Genomic DNA, 17,125 nt, shown 5'->3' with positions numbered 1-17,125 from the left:
ACTAGTCGCTCGATTCGGTTGACGACGCGGCGAATTCGTCGACGCCGGGCTCGGAGTCGAGGGCCTCGCGATTCCGGACCATCATCCAGGCGAAGTACAGCGCCCCCGCGGCTATCAGTCCGAGGACGATCAGAGTCGGCACGGTCGCGTCGTCGGGAGTGACGAGGACGAACAGTGCGAACACCACCCAGATGAGGGCGGCGATCGCGATGGGGAACTCGAAACGGCCGAGGCTGAAACCACCGGCCTTGCGCTCCAAGCGCTTTCGGACCACGAGATACAGGACGACGATCCCACCGTAGATGAGGGCCGGCAGGATCGTCGAGGCGATGATCAGTTCGATGAGTGCCGAACCCGGGAGTGCGAGCATCAGCACCACGCCGACGCCGAGGATGAGCAGCGTCGCCGGGACCGGCGTCTGCGTTCGCGGATTGACCCGGCGCATCAGCCGATGCGCCGGGAAACGCCCGTCCCTGGCCATCGCGAACACCTGCCGGGCACAGGCGGCCATCACGACCATACCGGCACCGAACATCGCGAACACGATGCACATTAACAGGATTCGTTCGGCAACCGATCCCAGCTGGTCGCGGATGATCGCCGCGACCGGTGAGCCGTCGCGGCTGACCGCGGCGACGTCCTCGATCGCGAGGGTCAGGACGATGAGGAAGGCCAGTCCGACGACCGCGGCGGCCACCACCGAACCGACGATCGCGCGCGGAACGCTCCGGAACGGATCCTTGGCCTCCTCGGCGAGGTTCGCCGCCGAGTCGAAGCCCACCAGGGTCGTCAGGCCCATGACCATCGCGGCCATCACTCCCCCGCCGATGGCCCAGTAGTCCGGCGCACCCGCGGCGATCCCCGCCGAACCCAGGTTGCCGAGATGGCCGCTGCCGGTGACCACCATCACCACCGCGAGCGCGACGACCAGGATCGCGACGATCGCCAGTTCGACGGCGACGGCTCCCGAGGTGAACAGACCGAGCAGCCGGGTCGACGCGATGACCAGGACAGCCTGGACGACGAGTACAGCAACGGTGATGACCCGTGCGACCGACTCGTCCTCGGCCATCCCCAGCAGCGGCATCAGCGCCTGGCTGGCGAGCGCATTGTCCATCGCGACGACGGCGATCGCGAGATACCAGAAGCTCAGCCACCCGAAGAGCCACCCGACCCTGGGGTTCGCAAGCCTCGACGCCCACTGGTACGACGACCCGCTCAGCGCGATGCGGGCGGCGAACTGGGCGACGACCAGCGCGATCAGCGTCTGCCCGACCGCGGCGATGATCCACAGCCAGATGCCCACCGGGCCGGCGGTGGCGAGCACTTCGCCGTAGGTGGCGAAGACGCCCACCGCGACCGAGATGAACGCGAAGGAGATCGCGAACACGGCGAAACCGCCGAGTGTCCGTCGTAGTTCGGGCCGATAACCACCCGTCCCCAACTCGTCGTCGGCGCTGGATGGGGCGATCAGATCGTCGGCCATGTCGGCCCTTTCGTCGGAGCGATTACAACAGGAGGTCGTCCAATCGCTGCGCGAGAATCCCCACCGCGTAACCGAGACGTTCGAATGCCTTGTTGCTGGTCTGGCCGTGGTAGTAGCGATAGTAGATCTGCTGCGCGATGACCGCCGCGCGGAACAGACCGAAGATCTCATACCACCGCCAGCGCTCCGGAGTCATGTCGAAACCCATGTGCTCGCAGTATTTTTCGACGAACTCGGCGCGGCTGATCATGCCCGGCAGATGTGTCGGGACCCGGCGCATGAGTTGCATGGCGTCCGGGTCGTCGGCTTGAATCCAATAGGCCATCGATCCCGCGACGTCCATCAGCGGGTCACCGAGGGTGGCCATCTCCCAGTCCAGGATGCCGATCACGCGGGTGGGGTCGTCCTTGTCGAGGACGACGTTGTCGAGCTTGAAGTCGTTGTGGATGACGCACGTCGCGACGTCGTCGGGCTGGTTCTCCGACAACCATTCCATCGTCTGCTCGAAATCGGGTACATCCTCGGTGTGCGCGTTGCGGAATCGTGTGGTCCACCCGTCGACCTGGCGGCGGACATATCCCGGGCCCTTGCCGAGATCGGCCAGGCCCGTGGTGCTCGGGTCGACCGAATGCACCTCCACCAGGGTGTCGATGAAGTTGGAACACAACGCGCGCGCCTGTTCGGCGTCCAGCGGGACATCCGCGGGCCATTCGGTCCGCGGGATGACGCCGTCGATGCGACCCATCACGTAGAAGTCCGCGCCGAGGATCGAGTCGTCGTCGCAGAACGCGATCATCGGCGCGATGTAGCGGATGGCGGTCGCGAGTTCGGACTGGATCCGGTACTCACGTGCCATGTCGTGCGCACCGCGCGCCTTGGTTCCGCGGGGCGCCCGGCGCAGGATCAGATCCCTGGCGGGATAGCGCAGCAGGTACGTGAGATTCGATGCGCCACCGCCGAACTGGCGTACTTGCGGTACCGCGTCGAGACCGGCCGGGTCCGAGGCGTTCGCCTCGAGCCACTTCGCCACCACCTCGACGTCGAATGCATCCTCGGTGCGGACCTCGCCGGCACCGGCGACCTCGTCAGTCATTCTCGTTCCCCGATCAGCGGTACTTGCCGAACTCGATGCGCGCAACGACGTTGCGGTGCACCTCATCCGGTCCGTCGGCCAGTCGCAGCGAGCGCGCGCCCACCCAGGCCTGCGCCAGCGGGAAGTCGTCGGTCAGTCCGGCACCGCCGTGCAACTGGATCGCGAGGTCGATCACGTCGAGCGCCATGTTGGGCACCTCGACCTTGATCTCGCTGACCGCCGACACCGCTTCGCGGGACAGGCCCTGATCGAGCAGCCACGCCGCGTGGTGGACGAGCAGCCGCGACCGGTTGATCGCGATGCGGGCGTCGGCGACACGTTCGCTGTTGCCGCCGAGACGGGCGAGCTGTTTGCCGAAGGCCTCGCGCGAGAGTGCGCGACGCACACCGAGTTCCAGTGACTTCTCGGCCAGTCCGATCGCCCGCATGCAGTGATGCACCCGGCCCGGGCCGAGGCGGCCCTGCGCGATCTCGAACGCCCGGCCGGGTCCGAGGAGGATGTTGGACGCCGGGACGCGGACGCTGTCGAAGCTGACCTCACCGTGGCCGAACGGCTCGTCGTAGTAGCCCATGGTGGTCAGCATCCGGTCGATGGTGACCCCGGGGGTGTCGATCGGAATGAGCACCATCGTGTGGCGGGACTTCCGGTCGGCCTCGGCATCGGTGACGCCCATGAAGATGAGGACCTTGCAGTCGGGATGGCCGACACCGGTGGAGAACCACTTGGTCCCGTTGATGACGACGTCGTCGCCGTCGAGGACGGCGGTCGCGGCCATGTTGGTGGCGTCCGACGACGCGACGGCCGGCTCGGTCATGCAGAAGGCACTGCGGATCTCGGCGGTCAGCAACGGCTCGAGCCACTGCTTGCGCTGTTCCTCGGTGCCGTAGCGGAGCAGCACCTCCATGTTCCCGGTGTCGGGTGCGCTGCAGTTGAAGATGACCGGCGCGAGCCCCGACGAACCCATCGCCTCCGCGACCGGGGCGTAGTCGATGTTGGTGAGTCCCGCCCCGCCGTCGGTGCCGAAATCCGCGGCATAACGACCGGCGTGCTCAGCGGGCAGGAAGAGGTTCCACAATCCCTGCGACCGGGCCTTCTTCTGGAGTTCGGCGATGATCGGCGACGGCGTCCACGGGTCGCCGTCCCCGTCGCGGCGAGCCTTGATGTCCCGATGGATCTCGGGCTCGACCGGCTCGATCTCGGTGGTCACGAAGTTGCGCACGCGTTCGGTGAGTTCGGCCGACCGCGCTGACGGGGAGAAATCCATACCCGACCGTATCGCGGGGCGCCGACCGGTTGTCATCGTTCGGGGCAATCCGGCGTGCCCTTCCACCCGGGCTCCCGGTGTGCCTCATTTCCAGTACACGGTGCTCCGCTCCGGACCCGCCGTCGTGCTGACCAGCTTCGCGAAGCAGTTGTCGGGACCGAATCCCTGCGCGCGACACCAGTTGTTGGCCTCCACCGGCCCCGGGAAGGTCGCCGCGGCCACCGTCACCCACCAGCCCCGGTACGAGAACACCGGCCACTCGTCACTCCAGAGGAGCCGAACGTCGTTGAACCGCAGCCGGAGTGCCAGGAATTCGTCGAGGATCGCCGGATCGGTCCAGGTGCGTCCCTCGGCCACGAGACCCGGTCGTTTGGAACTCAGCTGCGCGACCCACCGGTTGTTCAGGTTCGCAAGGATGAAGGCGCGATCGGCATCGGCCTGCAGACGCAGGGCGCCGACACTGCTCGCGGTCACGTCGGCGCCGGCCGGGAACGAGGGGCCGGTGGCGGTCGACGACGCCGAGGTCCCCGACCGGGGTGCCGTGAGCTTCGGCGGGGCACCGGGGGCCGGGCCCTTGTCGCAGTCGACGAGGTACCGGCCGGAGTCGCCGGTCGTGGCCGCGCCCTGCGTATCGAGCGTGTCCGGCAGCCGGAAGAAGCTCCCCGGCGGGTAGGTCAGTTCCATCGTCAGCGCCTCGCCCGCGCCGTCGAGCGATGGCACCGCAACCGGTGCGCGCCGGAAGTCGAAATTGCCGGACGCGACGATGCCGGTGCCGTCGGTGATGGTGATCCGGGTCTGCGGTCCGTACAGCACGTCGCCGCCCGGGCACTTCGCGGTGACCTTCATGGTCACGCCCAGCCCGCCCGCCGACGTCCGGAACGACTGCGGCGTGAAGACCGGGGGCAACCCGCACGGCGTGACGTACTCGGGTTCGCCACCGGCGGCGTCGTCGTCGCGGGTAGTTCCGGGGACGATGGCCGACGGCCCGGTGGGCGCGAACCCGGTGATCGCGGTCGCGGTCATGGTGATCAGCCGATCGCCGACGGCGAACGTCAGCGCCGGACGCGGCTCTGTGCTGCCCGCCACCGGAACGTTGCCGATCGCGTCCGCCGTCAACGACCACACCGGAGCGCCGCCCACGAGATCGAGGGCCGTCACTCCACCATCGAGCGCGGGTGCCACGAGCCGTTCGCCGTCGGTGACGGCGTGGCCGGTCGAACCGTAGATCGACCCGGCGGGGTTCGTCCACAGCATCTGGCCAGAGGTGACGTCGACGGCAGTGACGGCGTCGTGCGTCGTCCACACGACCTCACGGTCATCCGCCAGCACCACGGTCGGCGACGAGTTGGCCGGGAGGTCGGTCGACGTCCACACCCGGGTGCCGTCCGCGACGTCGGTGTACGTGTCATCGATGATGACGCGTCGACTCTGCGCCGGAGTCGTGACGAGTGCCGACTTCACGCTCATACCTGCGAAATCGCGGGTTGTGCCGTCGGGCTCCACCTGCGTGACGGGACCGTTCGTCGGGCGGCCGTCGGTCATCCTGCCCGTCACCACGAGCAGCGATCCGTCCGGACGCGGCACCATTCCGGTGCGTCCCGGGCTGGTGAAGATCTCTCGCCCGTCGTCGGCCGAGATGACCGCAACGACTCCATCGGCACTCGCGACGAGGTCGTCGGTGGCGATGAACTGCGAGGCGTCTTCACTCGGCAACGCTTCGGGCAGGTCGACCGTCCGCCGCCACTCGACGCCGTGCGGCGTGACCTTGTGGATCACGACCTGGCGTCCGGTGACGCCGCTGAAGTCGCGGACGAACGCCGCCGCGCCGTTGTAGGCGATCCCGAAGGCCTGCGGCGGCGCGGGAGCGCGTCCGATCTCGCGGCCCGTCCGGGTGTCCACGAAGTACGCGGCGTCCCGACCCAGGCACGCAATCGTGTTGTCCACGATGGAGTCCGAGCACCCGGATACCGGTTCGCCGAACGACCACTTCTCCCCGGACTCGACGGCCACGCCGACGAGGCGATGCGCCGGACCATCCGCGGTATCACCGACTTTCACGAGCGTCACCAGTGTCCGGTCGTCGTGTACCGCACCTTGCGTCATGTACGTCGCCTCGAGCGGCAGCCCGGACACGTACGCCGTGCCGCCCAGCGAACCCGCATCGATGCTCCAGGCGGGACTCGGCTCGCTGGGGAACGAGCCCGTGAGCTGACCGGCCACGAGGTCCGGAGCGGCATCGGACCCGCCACCCCGCGACGACGACTTCCACCACACGACGCCCCCGACGACCAACGCGAGCACACAGACCAGCGCGATGCCCGTGATGAGGTATGCAACGCGGTTGGACCGTCGGGGGCGCGGCGGGTACCCGGGGTGGGGATACGGAGCTTGGAGATATCCGGGCGGCGGGTAACCCGGGGGCGGGAAGTTCGGGGGCGGGAAGTTTGGGGGCGGGAAGTTCGGGGGCGGGTAACCCGGCGGCGGGTAGCCGGCCTGGGGATATGCCGGCTGCGGTCCGGGATACCCGGTTGGACCCGGCGCCTTCTCCAGCGGCACGCCGGGGACCACCGTCGGGCGAGCGGGCTGGATCGACGTCGGCGGTTCGTCCCCGTGGGGCGATCCGGACGTGTTCGCATCATCGTCGGGAGGCCCCGGATTCGACATCCGTCCAGTGAATCCCTGTCCCCGCCCCGTGACTGTCCCCCGCCCGGAGGAATCTGGTCTGCCAGGACCGCGCCCCGGTGACGAGCGACGCGGGGCACATTCACCACTGTTCGACCGAGTATCCGAAACGGATGTGACTGGAGTCCACCACTGTCAACGGTTTACGCACAGTCGACGAAAATTGAAGCACAGTCGACGAAATTGCCTGCACAGTCGAAGATTTCGCGATCCCCCGCTTGTGGAAACCCCTCGAAATCGAACGAATGTTCCTGTACCTTGGAGTCATGCCAGAGCTCACCACCCTCCTCGATCAGCTCATCGAGAACACCCCGCCCGCCGACGACCTCACGGGCACAGCGACATTCGATGCGTTGAACGTGCTGCGGTTGATCCGCAACGCCGTCGATCACCAGATCGTCACTCACACAGTACAACTCGAGGATCTCGGTGTCGCTCATAAGGCAGGTGGCACCACCCGGCAGCTCTTGATCGACATGGGACATGCACCCGCAGTGGCCTCACGGATCACGCGCAGTGTCGATGGCCTACCCACGCTGCCCGCCCTGGCTCGTCACGCCGCCGACGGACGCTTGTCGTCGGAAGTCGTCGATCCATCGTTCGAGGAATGAATCACATCGACAAACGCTCGGCGACAGCCATTTCCGACGACGAGCGCTCCAAGTACGAGACCGAACTCCTCGGCCGAGCACTCTGCGGCGCGACACCGGCACAAGTGCTCGAACACGCCCGCACCATCGCCAACACGCTTGCCGACGCCACCGACACCGCCATCCCCGCCGCCGATGACTCGTCGTTGAACACCGTCAACGTCCACACTGCCGATGACGGCAGAGTCGACAACATCCGCGCCGACCTCACCCAAGTCGTCGGCGAGAAGTTCCTCGCGATGATCGACGAACGCTCCTGCCCACGCCCCGAACCCGACGGCGCCGACGACCGACGCACCGCCGAGCAACGCCGCGCCGACGCGTCCGGGACCGCAACCGTCCTTTGACAACTCCAGAGCGAACCGAGGTTGGCGTTCAGGCCAGAAGGCGATGACGACGATCTCGGGGCCGAACAAGCAAGGGGCAGTTTGAGTCGCATGTCGGACCGAACTGCCCCTTGCTGAAGATGGGGCCATGACCTATTGCAGATCCTCGGCGGGACCGCCGTAACCGCGCCGCGCTTCGTACCGGAGAAGTATCCACGTGCACAGCGCAACCCAGATCGCGCCGAACAACCACCCCGAGATCACGTCCGTGGTCCAGTGCACGGCCAGTTGTATTCGGGTGAGGCCCACGAGGATCGACAGCACGGGTGCGATCGCCAGGATCCAACGATGTGAGCGCACCCAGGTAGAGCAGCGGTACGCCGCGACAGCGAACAGGCCGAACACGACCATCGTCATCATCGCGTGCCCCGACGGATAGGAGAAGGTGTCGATGTTGAGCAGGCGGTCTTCGACGGGCGGCCGGTCCCGCGCGAACGAGTACTTCAGCGCCTGCATGACCGCATAGCCACAAAGCACTCCGGCACCCACGAAGACGGCGTCGGCCCGGTGATGGGTCACCGCGAGCGCGATGACGACCACACATGTCAGCGCCGTCATCGTCACGGTGTTGCCGAGCAGCGTCAGCACCTCGGCGATCGAGATCCACGGCTCCGAGCGGTTCTGGACGACCCAGTTCAGGATGTTCTCGTCGATCGTCGCCGGAGAGATCAACATCCCGTCACCCTAACCGCGTCACCCAAGTCGCCTTCAAGTGCGTCACAAGCGGCACGGCCGACTGTGGTCATCGAATCAGCCCGACCCCCGTACCGATGAGGACACCGACGATGACCACCCACCCCGCCCGCTCCACTCACCCGATCCAGCTCATGCTCCCCGGGCAGGCCGCCGCGCCCGAAGGCCCGATCGACCCGTTCATGATGTACGTGCTCCACCACGGCTTCCGGCGCGACCTCGCCGACTTCGCCGCCACCGTCCCGGTCACGCCCATCGACGACGCGGGGACGTGGCGCGCGCTCGCGCGGCGATGGACGATGTTCGGACACGCGCTGCATCACCATCACGTCGGCGAGGACTTCGAGTTGTGGCCACTGCTGCTCGAGCGCTGCGACACCACCGAGCAAGCCGTACTCGCGGCCATGGAGTCCGAGCACGACGAGATCGATCCGCTGCTCGAGGAGTGCTCGGAAGGTTTCGCGCGGATGACCGGGCACGCCGACGACGCGACCCGCGCGGCACTCGCGGACGCGCTGCGGCGGGCTGAGGCTGTTCTCGGCAGGCACCTCGCCCACGAGGAGACGGACGCGATCGCGATCGTGCAGCGCCGGATGACGCCGTACGACTGGAACGCCTTCGAGGAGAAGATGGCCAAGCGGGCGGGTCTGGCGGAGACCCTGCGGACGAGCCCGCTGATGGCAAAGGGATTGGCGGGGCCCGATCGGGACGCGGTGTACGCCCGCATCCCCGCCGCCCTGCGGCTGATGATCGCACTCGGCGGACCGAGATTCCGTCGGCTCGACAACCGGGCGTTCTACTACAACCCGCGCTGATCACCGACGTCCGCGGAGCTCACCGCGCCAGCGACCGTCCGATGACCAGTCGCTGGATCTGGTTCGTGCCCTCGAAGATCTGGGTGATCTTGGCCTCGCGCATGTACCGCTCGACCGGGAAGTCGCGGGTGTAACCGTATCCGCCGAACACCTGGACCGCGTCGGTCGTGACCTTCATCGCGGCGTCGGTGGCGACGAGCTTGGCGGTCGCGGCAGCACGCGTGTAGTCGATACCGGCGTCGCGACGGCGAGCGGCGTCGAGGTAGGTCGCGCGGGCCGAGTCGACCGCGGCGGCCATGTCGGCCAGCACGAACGACAGACCCTGATGATCGATGATCTTGCGGCCGAACGCGGCTCGTTCCTGCGCGTAGTCGACGGCGGCGTCGAGCGCGGCCTGCGCCAGACCGGTGGCCACCGCCGCGATGCCCAGGCGCCCCGAATCCAAAGCGGAGAAGGCGATCTGGAGTCCCTGCCCCTCCGACCCGAGCCGGCGCCCCTCCTCGACGAACGCACCGTCGTACGAGGCGCCGGTCGTCGGGACCGCGTGCAGGCCCATCTTGTCCTCGGGCTTGCCGAAGGTGAGCCCGTCGGTGTCGCGGGCGACGAAGAAGCAGGACACGCCCTTGGAGCCCTCACCCGTGCGGGCGAAGACGTTGTACACATCGGCGATGCCGCCGTGGGTGATCCACGCCTTGGAACCGGTCACCGTGTAGCCGCCGTCGGTGGGCGCGGCGCGACATGCGAGAGCCGCCGCGTCGGACCCGGCCTGGGGTTCGCTGAGACTGTAGGCGCCGACCAACCTGCCGTTCAGCAGGTCCGGCAACCACTGCTGTTTCTGCTCGTCGGTGCCGAAGTTGAACAGCGGATGGCAGGCCAGGCCGTGGACACTCACTGCCACGGCGACCGCGGCCCAGCGCGCGCCCAATTCCTCCAGCACCTGGAGGTAGACCTCGTACGGCTGGCCGCCGCCGTCCCACTCCGTCGGGTACGGCAGACCGAGCAGTCCCGCCTCACCGAGTTCGGCGAACAGCCCGTCGGGATACCGGCGGTCCTTTTCGTACTGGTCGACGATGGGCGCCATGCGCTTGTCCGCGACGTCGCGGACAAGCGCGATGAGGTCGCGCGCCTCGTCGTTGGGTAGCAGGCGATCGACCGGCATCACAGACCTCCAGGGAACGGCAATTGATAACCAAACTAGTACTCAAGTCTTGACCACAGTACTATTTCGGCATCGGGGCGTACAGCCGACGCCACACGTTGCGCAGAAGGAGCGAGCATGCCGACTCAGGGTTTCGCGACCCGGCGCCGGGCCGCGTTGTTCGACGCACTGCTCGAACTGATCCTGCGCGAGGGGTTCGCACACCTGTCGATCGGCTCCATAGCGGCCGAACTGCGATGCTCGAAGTCGACGCTCTACACGCTCGCTGCGAGCAAGGAGCAGCTGGTCACCGCGACTGTGACGCACTTCTTCCGCACCGCGACCGAACAGGTGGAGTCGCGGGTCGCGGCGTCGTCGAGTCCGCGCGACAGGGTCATCGTCTATCTGGTCGCGGTCGGCGAGGCACTCGCACCGGCGTCCGAGGCGTTCATGCGCGACCTCGACGCCTTCGGACCCGCCCGCTCGCTGTACGAACGCAACACCGCGGCAGCGTCGTCGCGAGTCCAGGCACTCATCGCCGACGGGGTGGCGGCGGGCGAGTTCCGCAACGTCGACGCCGCGTTCGCCGCCGACCTGGCGTCGTCGATGATGAGCCGGATCCAACGGCGTGAGGTGTGGGCGGCCACCGGCCTCGACGACGCGGCCGCCTATCGGCAGCTCGCGTCCATCCTCACCGCCGGGATCGACGCCGGCGACGCTCGAGGTGCGTGACACCCGCGGCGTCGACCCACCAGTCGACCCGAGCCTCACGATCGATGTCATTGCCGCGCAGCGTGATCCACAGTTCGTCGTGTAGCCGAGCCTCGCCGCGCGGGACCTCGGCGCCACGGACGGCTCCGAAACGCACCACATCGGGGTGCGCCCAGCCGACCGCCTCACCCGGTGCGGACACCGCCGTCGAGTACTCCTCGCTCGCGAGCGGCAGATCCAGCAGCGTGCCCAGGAGGTCGGCGTCTGCGATGGTCACCGTCGGGCCGGCGAGCACGCACTCGTCGTCGGCGAGCGCCTGGAGGAACCAGGGCCGGTCGACCACGACCGCGCGATCGTGCGCCCGGCCGGACAGTGTCCGCACCCGCTCCGGTACCTCCACATCGTGCGGGTCGACGGCTCCGCGCCGGCACGCGGCGACGACGGCGGCATGAATCGACACCGCCGCACCCGGACTGATCGCCCGTTCCCGATCGCCGAGCCGGGTCAGCAGCAGCGTCGCGTCGTCGGCGGAGTCGGGTTCCAGTCGGGCGAGGGCGCCGCCGAGTTCGTCGGCGTGCGGGTGGTCGAGTGGGTCGATGACGCCCTCGAGGACGTCATCCGACGGTGATCGGTACTCCCCCAGCAGCAGACCGTCGACCTCGGCATGGCGTCGTAGCCACCAGGCGGTGTAGCCCGCGCGGTCGGCGAGCAGCGGCCGGATCCGATCGTCGGTGGCCAGCATGGACAGCGCCGCCGGCCAGCGCCGGTCGTCGACCAGATCGAGATCCCGCACCGCGCTGAGCTTCTCCGGAGCATCGGCGAGGGTCTCCCACCAGTCCTCCTCGTCGGGCAGGTCATGGTCGGGCGCGACGGGCAGGTCGTCGTCGACGACGACGAAACCCCACCCGACACCGATCCGACGCAAGTGCTCGGCACCGCACTCGGCGACCACCTCGGCATCGACGACGCCGAACGGGTGATCGTCGACCAGGACCTCGAGCAGCGGACTGCCGGGCAGCAGGAGTTCATCGGCCGGACGCAGCTCGCCGTCGGCGTCGAGCAGGGCGAGCGCCGACAGCCAGGACGGCACCGGCGCCTCCGGGTCGGCCGCCAACACCGCGCAGACCTCGGCGGCCAGCCCGTCGTCGGCCGCCTCGAAGTCGACGTCCTCGACGAGACTGCGCAGCGCCGGATCCCCGACCGCCTCGGCCACCGTCAGATCCGCGACGCCGAGTCGCGTCAGCAACTCGTGGCGGGCCTCGGGATGCACGGTGGGAATCCACCGCATGGGCGTCGAGATCCGGTCGCTGACGAACAGGCCGCGCACCCCGATCGCGGTCCGGCCGTCCGACCTCGGGATGGGCAGGGCCCCGAGTTCCTCGACCTCACGCCCGGTCGACACCAAGGGGGCCAGGGCGTCGTACAGGCCGTGCCACCACGAGGGTTCGCGGTCGACGCCGATGAGCCGTTCGGCCAGTTCCGCAAGCCCGAGTTCCGATACGCCCAACCGGCCGAGCGCCGGGAGATGCTGTGTCAGTGAGAGATCCGGGTGGACCAGGTCGCCGAAGAGTTCACCGAGTATCTCCGCGAGCCGATCGGTCAAGCCCACGAGCATCACCGCACGCGGTGGCATCAGGTCCGCACCCGCGGCCGCCGGAAGCCATGTGGCGTCGCGGAGTTCGCGCCGCACCGCCTCGATCAGACGCGCATCGTCGGGATTACGCGCCAGATGCAGCTCCGGGACTAGGCGCACCCTGCGCGACGGTTCGACGAGCCGGATCAGATCGACGTAACCCGCTGCCGCATCGCCGATCTCGGCGCGCGGGTGGAGATGGCGCCGGTCCGGGGTGAGCGCGAGGTCGGTGATGCACCGGCACGGCAGGCTGAGTTCGATGTCGGTCGGAGTCGGCGCACGCAGGACATCTCCGGCCGGCCCGGGCTCACCGTCGGCGTCGACGAGCCAGCGCGTACCGCCACGAGCGACCTCGAGCCAACGACGTGTCGACGGCAGGTCGGTCGAGGCGGGTCCGACGACCGACACCGTGGTCAGCACCGACTGCGCGGCATCGTCGTCGACGTCCGGGCCCGCCGACCGCTCGGCCGACACCTCGACCTCTCCGACGGTGATTCGTTGCAGCGCAGTCAGTTCGACGACGAGGTCCGGCGCCTGGGCCAGCATCGTCTCGAGGAGCGGACCGGGCTCCTCGCGGAGGTGAAGCACCACCTCGGTGTCGAAGCCCGGTGCCGGTTCCCGGTCCGTCGGCCACACCAATCGGAGCACCGGCACGTGTGATGCGGCACCGAGGGTGATGCCTGCGGCTCGCGCGGCCTCCAGCGTGGCGGACCGGTCGAAGACCACCGACCCACTGCGCGAACGTACCTCGACACGGTCGGCGACCGTCGCGGTGGCGGTGAACCCGACGCCGAATCTCCCGATCTGCCGTTCACCCGGATCACCCGACGTCTTCGCCGACACCCGCAGCGCGGCGAGTGAACGGACCCCCGCATCGGTCAGCGGGGCGCCGGTGTTGGCGACGTGCAGTTCCGCACCGTCCACCCACACCGCGAGCCGACCTGCGATGCCGGCCGCCGACGCGGCGTCGGCGGCGTTCGCGGCGAGTTCGGTCAGGAGCCGATCCCGATATCCGACGGTCACCAGATCCGACTCGGCGGCCGCATCCTCGGCGAGCCGGGTCGGCGACGCCGCCCATGCATCCAGCGTGGAGGACCGCAGCACCGCGGTGTCGAACGGGTCGTCGCTCACGGTCGGGGCGCGCCGGATCAGGTCCGGGCCGGTTCCGCGTCCCGGGAGATCGCGACGACCTCGATCGCGCCGTCGTCGTAGGCGTCGTAGGCCGGCGACCCGTCGCCCTTGGGCCCCTGCACGTCCGAATGCGCACCGCACCCGTACTCGGCCGAGACCACGCGCCCGTCGGCGGCCAGTTCGTTGGTGCACGCGCCGAACCCGGCCCGCAGAGCACCCGCCAGCGGAACGTAGAAGCCGCACGTGCAGCAGGGATACGGCGCGGCCTGGGCCATCTCCGAGCCGGGGCCGAAGTCGCCGTCGTACCAGCGCTGGGCGGCGTCGGCGCGCCCTTCCGGGCTCAGCAGTCGCTTGCGGCCGAGTCCCAGCTCGCCCGCGATCTGACCGATGTCGTCGGCGTCGACGGAGTCGGACTCGAAGCGGAACTCGTCGCCGGTGTCGATCTGATTCGGCACCAGACGCGGGTCGTCGGGCTCGGCGGCGAGCAGATCGCCCGGTGCGAGGTCACCCGATGCGACACGCTCGGCCCACGGCACCCACGGCGGCGCGAGCAACGAGCCGTCGCCGGGGAGCAACACGACCTCGCTGAGCGTGATCTCGTCGCTGCCCGGGGAACCCGCCAGCACGACGCACCACTGCCACCCCCGGTAGCCCGCGAGCTCGGCGTCGAAGTAGTGCGCGGCTGCCCAGTCGCCCTCGGCAACACTGCGCCGATGGGCGCCCGGCCGCTGACCTTCGTCGAGCAGCGCAGCACGCGCGATGTCGACGGCCGCCAGGAGCCGTTCGCCGTTACCGTGCCGTTCGCCGTCACCAACCTGAGTCACTGCTCCAGTGTGCAATATCGCCGACGTGTGCCACACAACCGACCCGCTTCAAGCGACCACAGCCGGAGATGAGGAACAATCGTCAGCGTGATCCCACGGAGTTCCCGACACGACGAGGGGCGCGGGGCCCCCAGGGGTCCCGCGAACCAGCATCCCCATCAGCCGCCGCCCGACGACCGCGCACGACGCGCCGCGCAGCACCCCGGTTCGACCAACTATCCGGTCGACGAGACGCGACAGATGCGCACCTGGAGACCGGCACCGGGATGGGGAGAGCCACCGGCCGGCCCCGGTCCCGGCCGCAACGCCTACCTCCCCCCGCCCACCCACAATCCGCACCTCCCGCCGCTCGACGACCGCGGCCGGCCGCCGTCGGAGGACCGGACCCGCGCGATGCCGGCCGATCACGGGCCCCAGAACGGTTCGGACCAGACCGGTTCGGCCCGGGCGCCGAAGAAGCTGACGGTGATGCGGGTCGCGGCGATGCGCAGCCGCGAGCTGACCGGCAAAGGACTCGGCAAGATCCACCGGGCGGCCACCGCCGACGGCGCCGACCAATCGGGCCTCACCGCGCTGACGCTGCCGGTGATCGCCAACTTCGCCGCCGACGCCGCGATGGCCGTCGCGCTGGCCAACACGCTGTTCTTCGCCGCCGCGACGGGTGAGTCGAAGACCAATGTGGCCCTGTACCTGGCGCTGACCATCGCGCCCTTCGCATTGATAGCTCCCCTGATCGGACCCCTTCTCGACCGGCTGCAGCGCGGTCGCCGGATCGCCATGGCCACGACCTTCGGCCTACGGGTCGTCCTGGCCCTGTTGATCATGTCCAACGTCCAGTGGAACGACGTGACCCAGCAGCTGGAGTACGACCCGTGGGTGCTCTATCCGTGCGCCCTCGGCCTGCTGGTGCTGTCGAAATCCTTCGGCGTGCTCAAGTCGGCCGTCACCCCCCGGGTGGTGCCGCCGACCATCGACCTGCCACGGGTGAACTCCCGGCTGACCACCTTCGGCCTGATCGGCGGCACGATCGTCGGTGGCGCGGTCGCCGCTGCCATCGAATTCCTGCTCGGCCAGATACTCCCGCTGCACCTGCCGGGCGCCATGGTGTGGCTGGCCGTGGTCGCCGCGGCCGGCGCCTACCTGTGTATGCGCATCCCGTCGTGGGTCGAGTCCACCGAAGGTGAGATCCCGACGACCCTCACCTACCACGGCGAGCCCGCGCGGTCGGCCCCCGGCGACACCGATCAGCCGGCGAGCGCCCGGGACGGCGCCAAGATGATCGCCGCCAAGATGCGCCAGCCGCTCGGACGCAAGGTCGTCGCGGGATTGTGGGGCAACGGCACGATCCGCATCCTGACCGGCTTCCTGACACTCTTCGTGGCGTTCTATGCCAAGGCCCAGCAGGGCGACGCGTCGGACTGGACCCAGCTGCTGCTCCTCGGTGCGGTCGGCGCCGCCGCCGGCGTCGGCAACTTGATCGGCAACGGCATCGGGACCCGCCTCGAACTGAAGAACCCGCCGAACATCGTCGTCGGCGCAACCGCCGCCTGCTTCGTCGTCGCGGTGCTGGCCGCCGTCTTCGGCAACATCGCCGCGGCCGCGGTCGCCGCCCTGGTCGCCTCGGGAACGAGCGCGATCGGCAAGGTCTGCCTGGACTCCTCGATCCAGGACGACCTGCCCGACGAGTCCCGCGCCTCGGCGTTCGGTCGGTCGGAGACGGTGCTTCAGTTGTCGTGGGTGTTCGGCGCCTCGCTCGGGGTGCTGTTGCCGCCGACCCTGTGGATCGGATTCACGGTCGTGTCCGTGCTGCTCGGCCTCGGGCTGCTGCAGACCGTGATGACCACCCGCGGAAAGTCGCTCGTCCCCGGTCTGGGCGGTCGTCGCCCCGACCATGCCGCGCCGACCGTGGCCTTCCGCGCGGCCGGTGCCCGGTCGGACATCCGGCCCGGCCCGGCCGACGCCGACACCACACCGCACGCCCAGCGTCCCTCGACCGCCCGGATGCCCACCCGGACACCGTCGACCGCTCCCTTCGAGAATCGGGGTGAGCGCCCGTACAGCCACGGCGATCACCCCCCGCACAACCAGACAGGACAACGCCGTCAGTGATCAGCAGTGGTGAGAAGAAGGCTCTGTCGATCATCGCGATCGTCGTCGTGCTGTTCGTGGCGGTGGTGGGGACATCGGTGTTCCTGCTGACCCGCAACGTGAGTTCCGACGACCAGCCCTACCTGCACGTCGCGGTCGGCGACGAGTTGCACACGGTCGATCCGCGCTGGTGGTGCGACCTGATGCTGACCGAATGCGATCCCGAGATCACCGCGCCGCGCGAGACCGCGGCGGTACCGGTGCCGGTGAATTCGACGGTCATGCTGACCGTCTCGAGTGAGATCGCGCAGGGCCCGTGGAACCTGGCGGCCGTCTACCAGACGCCTCGCGGGCTCGTCGAAGACGAGCAACCGCAGGGATCGGACAGCACGTACACGCTGACGCTGCGATCGGTGCCGGACCGGGTCCTGATCGGATTCACCGTCATCTCCGCCTCGGCGCGGCTCTCCCCCGCCGACGAGGTCCTGCCCCGCGGTGAACTCGCGGTCCAGACCGCACCGGACGCCTAGG

12 protein-coding genes and 1 pseudogene are annotated in these 17,125 nt (G+C 68.9%); 5 read left to right on the top strand and 8 right to left on the bottom strand.

Features of this window, described 5'->3' with window-relative positions; all coding sequences use genetic code 11:
- Position 1 precedes the first annotated feature (1 nt).
- The 4 genes from AC3B6C_RS13715 to AC3B6C_RS13700 form a co-directional block, all read right to left on the bottom strand.
- Complete coding sequence (locus AC3B6C_RS13715) at positions 2 to 1,486, bottom strand: APC family permease (RefSeq protein WP_488373148.1); 1,485 nt, start codon at positions 1,484 to 1,486, stop codon at positions 2 to 4.
- 22 nt (positions 1,487 to 1,508) lie between these two features.
- Positions 1,509 to 2,579 (bottom strand): phosphotransferase family protein, encoded by a 1,071-nt coding sequence (locus AC3B6C_RS13710; protein WP_488373147.1) that lies wholly within the window; start codon positions 2,577 to 2,579, stop codon positions 1,509 to 1,511.
- 13 nt (positions 2,580 to 2,592) lie between these two features.
- Positions 2,593 to 3,843, bottom strand: a complete 1,251-nt coding sequence (locus AC3B6C_RS13705; protein WP_488373146.1) for an acyl-CoA dehydrogenase family protein — start codon at positions 3,841 to 3,843, stop codon at positions 2,593 to 2,595.
- A gap of 84 nt (positions 3,844 to 3,927) precedes the next feature.
- Positions 3,928 to 6,507, bottom strand: coding sequence for an outer membrane protein assembly factor BamB family protein (locus AC3B6C_RS13700; protein WP_488373145.1), 2,580 nt, complete (start codon positions 6,505 to 6,507; stop codon positions 3,928 to 3,930).
- Positions 6,508 to 6,770: 263 nt separating this feature from the next.
- Here AC3B6C_RS13700 and AC3B6C_RS13695 point away from each other — a divergent pair.
- Positions 6,771 to 7,498 (top strand): annotated as a pseudogene (locus AC3B6C_RS13695) (DUF222 domain-containing protein); the annotation flags it as partial.
- Between the two features lie 156 nt (positions 7,499 to 7,654).
- Here the strand turns inward: AC3B6C_RS13695 and AC3B6C_RS13690 are convergent.
- Positions 7,655 to 8,236, bottom strand: coding sequence for a phosphatase PAP2 family protein (locus AC3B6C_RS13690; protein WP_488373144.1), 582 nt, complete (start codon positions 8,234 to 8,236; stop codon positions 7,655 to 7,657).
- Between the two features lie 110 nt (positions 8,237 to 8,346).
- Between AC3B6C_RS13690 and AC3B6C_RS13685 the strand changes: the two genes are divergently transcribed.
- Positions 8,347 to 9,069: a hemerythrin domain-containing protein gene (locus AC3B6C_RS13685; protein ID WP_488373143.1), complete on the top strand. Its 723-nt coding sequence runs from the start codon at positions 8,347 to 8,349 to the stop codon at positions 9,067 to 9,069.
- Between the two features lie 19 nt (positions 9,070 to 9,088).
- Here AC3B6C_RS13685 and AC3B6C_RS13680 read toward each other — a convergent pair whose 3' ends face one another.
- Positions 9,089 to 10,228: an acyl-CoA dehydrogenase family protein gene (locus AC3B6C_RS13680; RefSeq protein WP_488373142.1), complete on the bottom strand. Its 1,140-nt coding sequence runs from the start codon at positions 10,226 to 10,228 to the stop codon at positions 9,089 to 9,091.
- A 117-nt stretch (positions 10,229 to 10,345) separates the two neighbouring features.
- Between AC3B6C_RS13680 and AC3B6C_RS13675 the strand changes: the two genes are divergently transcribed.
- Positions 10,346 to 10,939 (top strand): TetR/AcrR family transcriptional regulator, encoded by a 594-nt coding sequence (locus AC3B6C_RS13675; protein WP_010844323.1) that lies wholly within the window; start codon positions 10,346 to 10,348, stop codon positions 10,937 to 10,939.
- On the opposite strand, the gene AC3B6C_RS13670 is transcribed toward AC3B6C_RS13675, so the two are convergent.
- Both AC3B6C_RS13670 and AC3B6C_RS13665 read right to left on the bottom strand, forming a co-directional pair.
- Positions 10,899 to 13,682, bottom strand: a complete 2,784-nt coding sequence (locus AC3B6C_RS13670; RefSeq protein ID WP_488373141.1) for a sacsin N-terminal ATP-binding-like domain-containing protein — start codon at positions 13,680 to 13,682, stop codon at positions 10,899 to 10,901. The two genes, AC3B6C_RS13675 and AC3B6C_RS13670, sit on opposite strands and share 41 nt — an antisense overlap.
- A gap of 17 nt (positions 13,683 to 13,699) precedes the next feature.
- On the bottom strand, positions 13,700 to 14,506 hold the full coding sequence (locus AC3B6C_RS13665; protein WP_488373140.1) for a DUF3027 domain-containing protein: 807 nt from the start codon (positions 14,504 to 14,506) through the stop codon (positions 13,700 to 13,702).
- A gap of 87 nt (positions 14,507 to 14,593) precedes the next feature.
- Between AC3B6C_RS13665 and AC3B6C_RS13660 the strand changes: the two genes are divergently transcribed.
- Together AC3B6C_RS13660 and AC3B6C_RS13655 are read left to right on the top strand one after the other, a co-directional pair.
- A complete protein-coding gene (locus AC3B6C_RS13660; RefSeq protein ID WP_488373139.1) occupies positions 14,594 to 16,615 on the top strand; it encodes an MFS transporter in 2,022 nt (673 codons plus the stop codon).
- Positions 16,612 to 17,124: a DUF2771 family protein gene (locus AC3B6C_RS13655; RefSeq protein ID WP_010844327.1), complete on the top strand. Its 513-nt coding sequence runs from the start codon at positions 16,612 to 16,614 to the stop codon at positions 17,122 to 17,124. The genes AC3B6C_RS13660 and AC3B6C_RS13655 overlap by 4 nt, the downstream gene beginning before the upstream one ends.
- Position 17,125: the final 1 nt, after the last annotated feature.

Source organism: Gordonia sp. 11cp, assembly GCF_057767225.1.
Note: the sequence above shows the minus strand (reverse complement) of the source record. Positions and strands in the feature narration are given on the sequence as shown.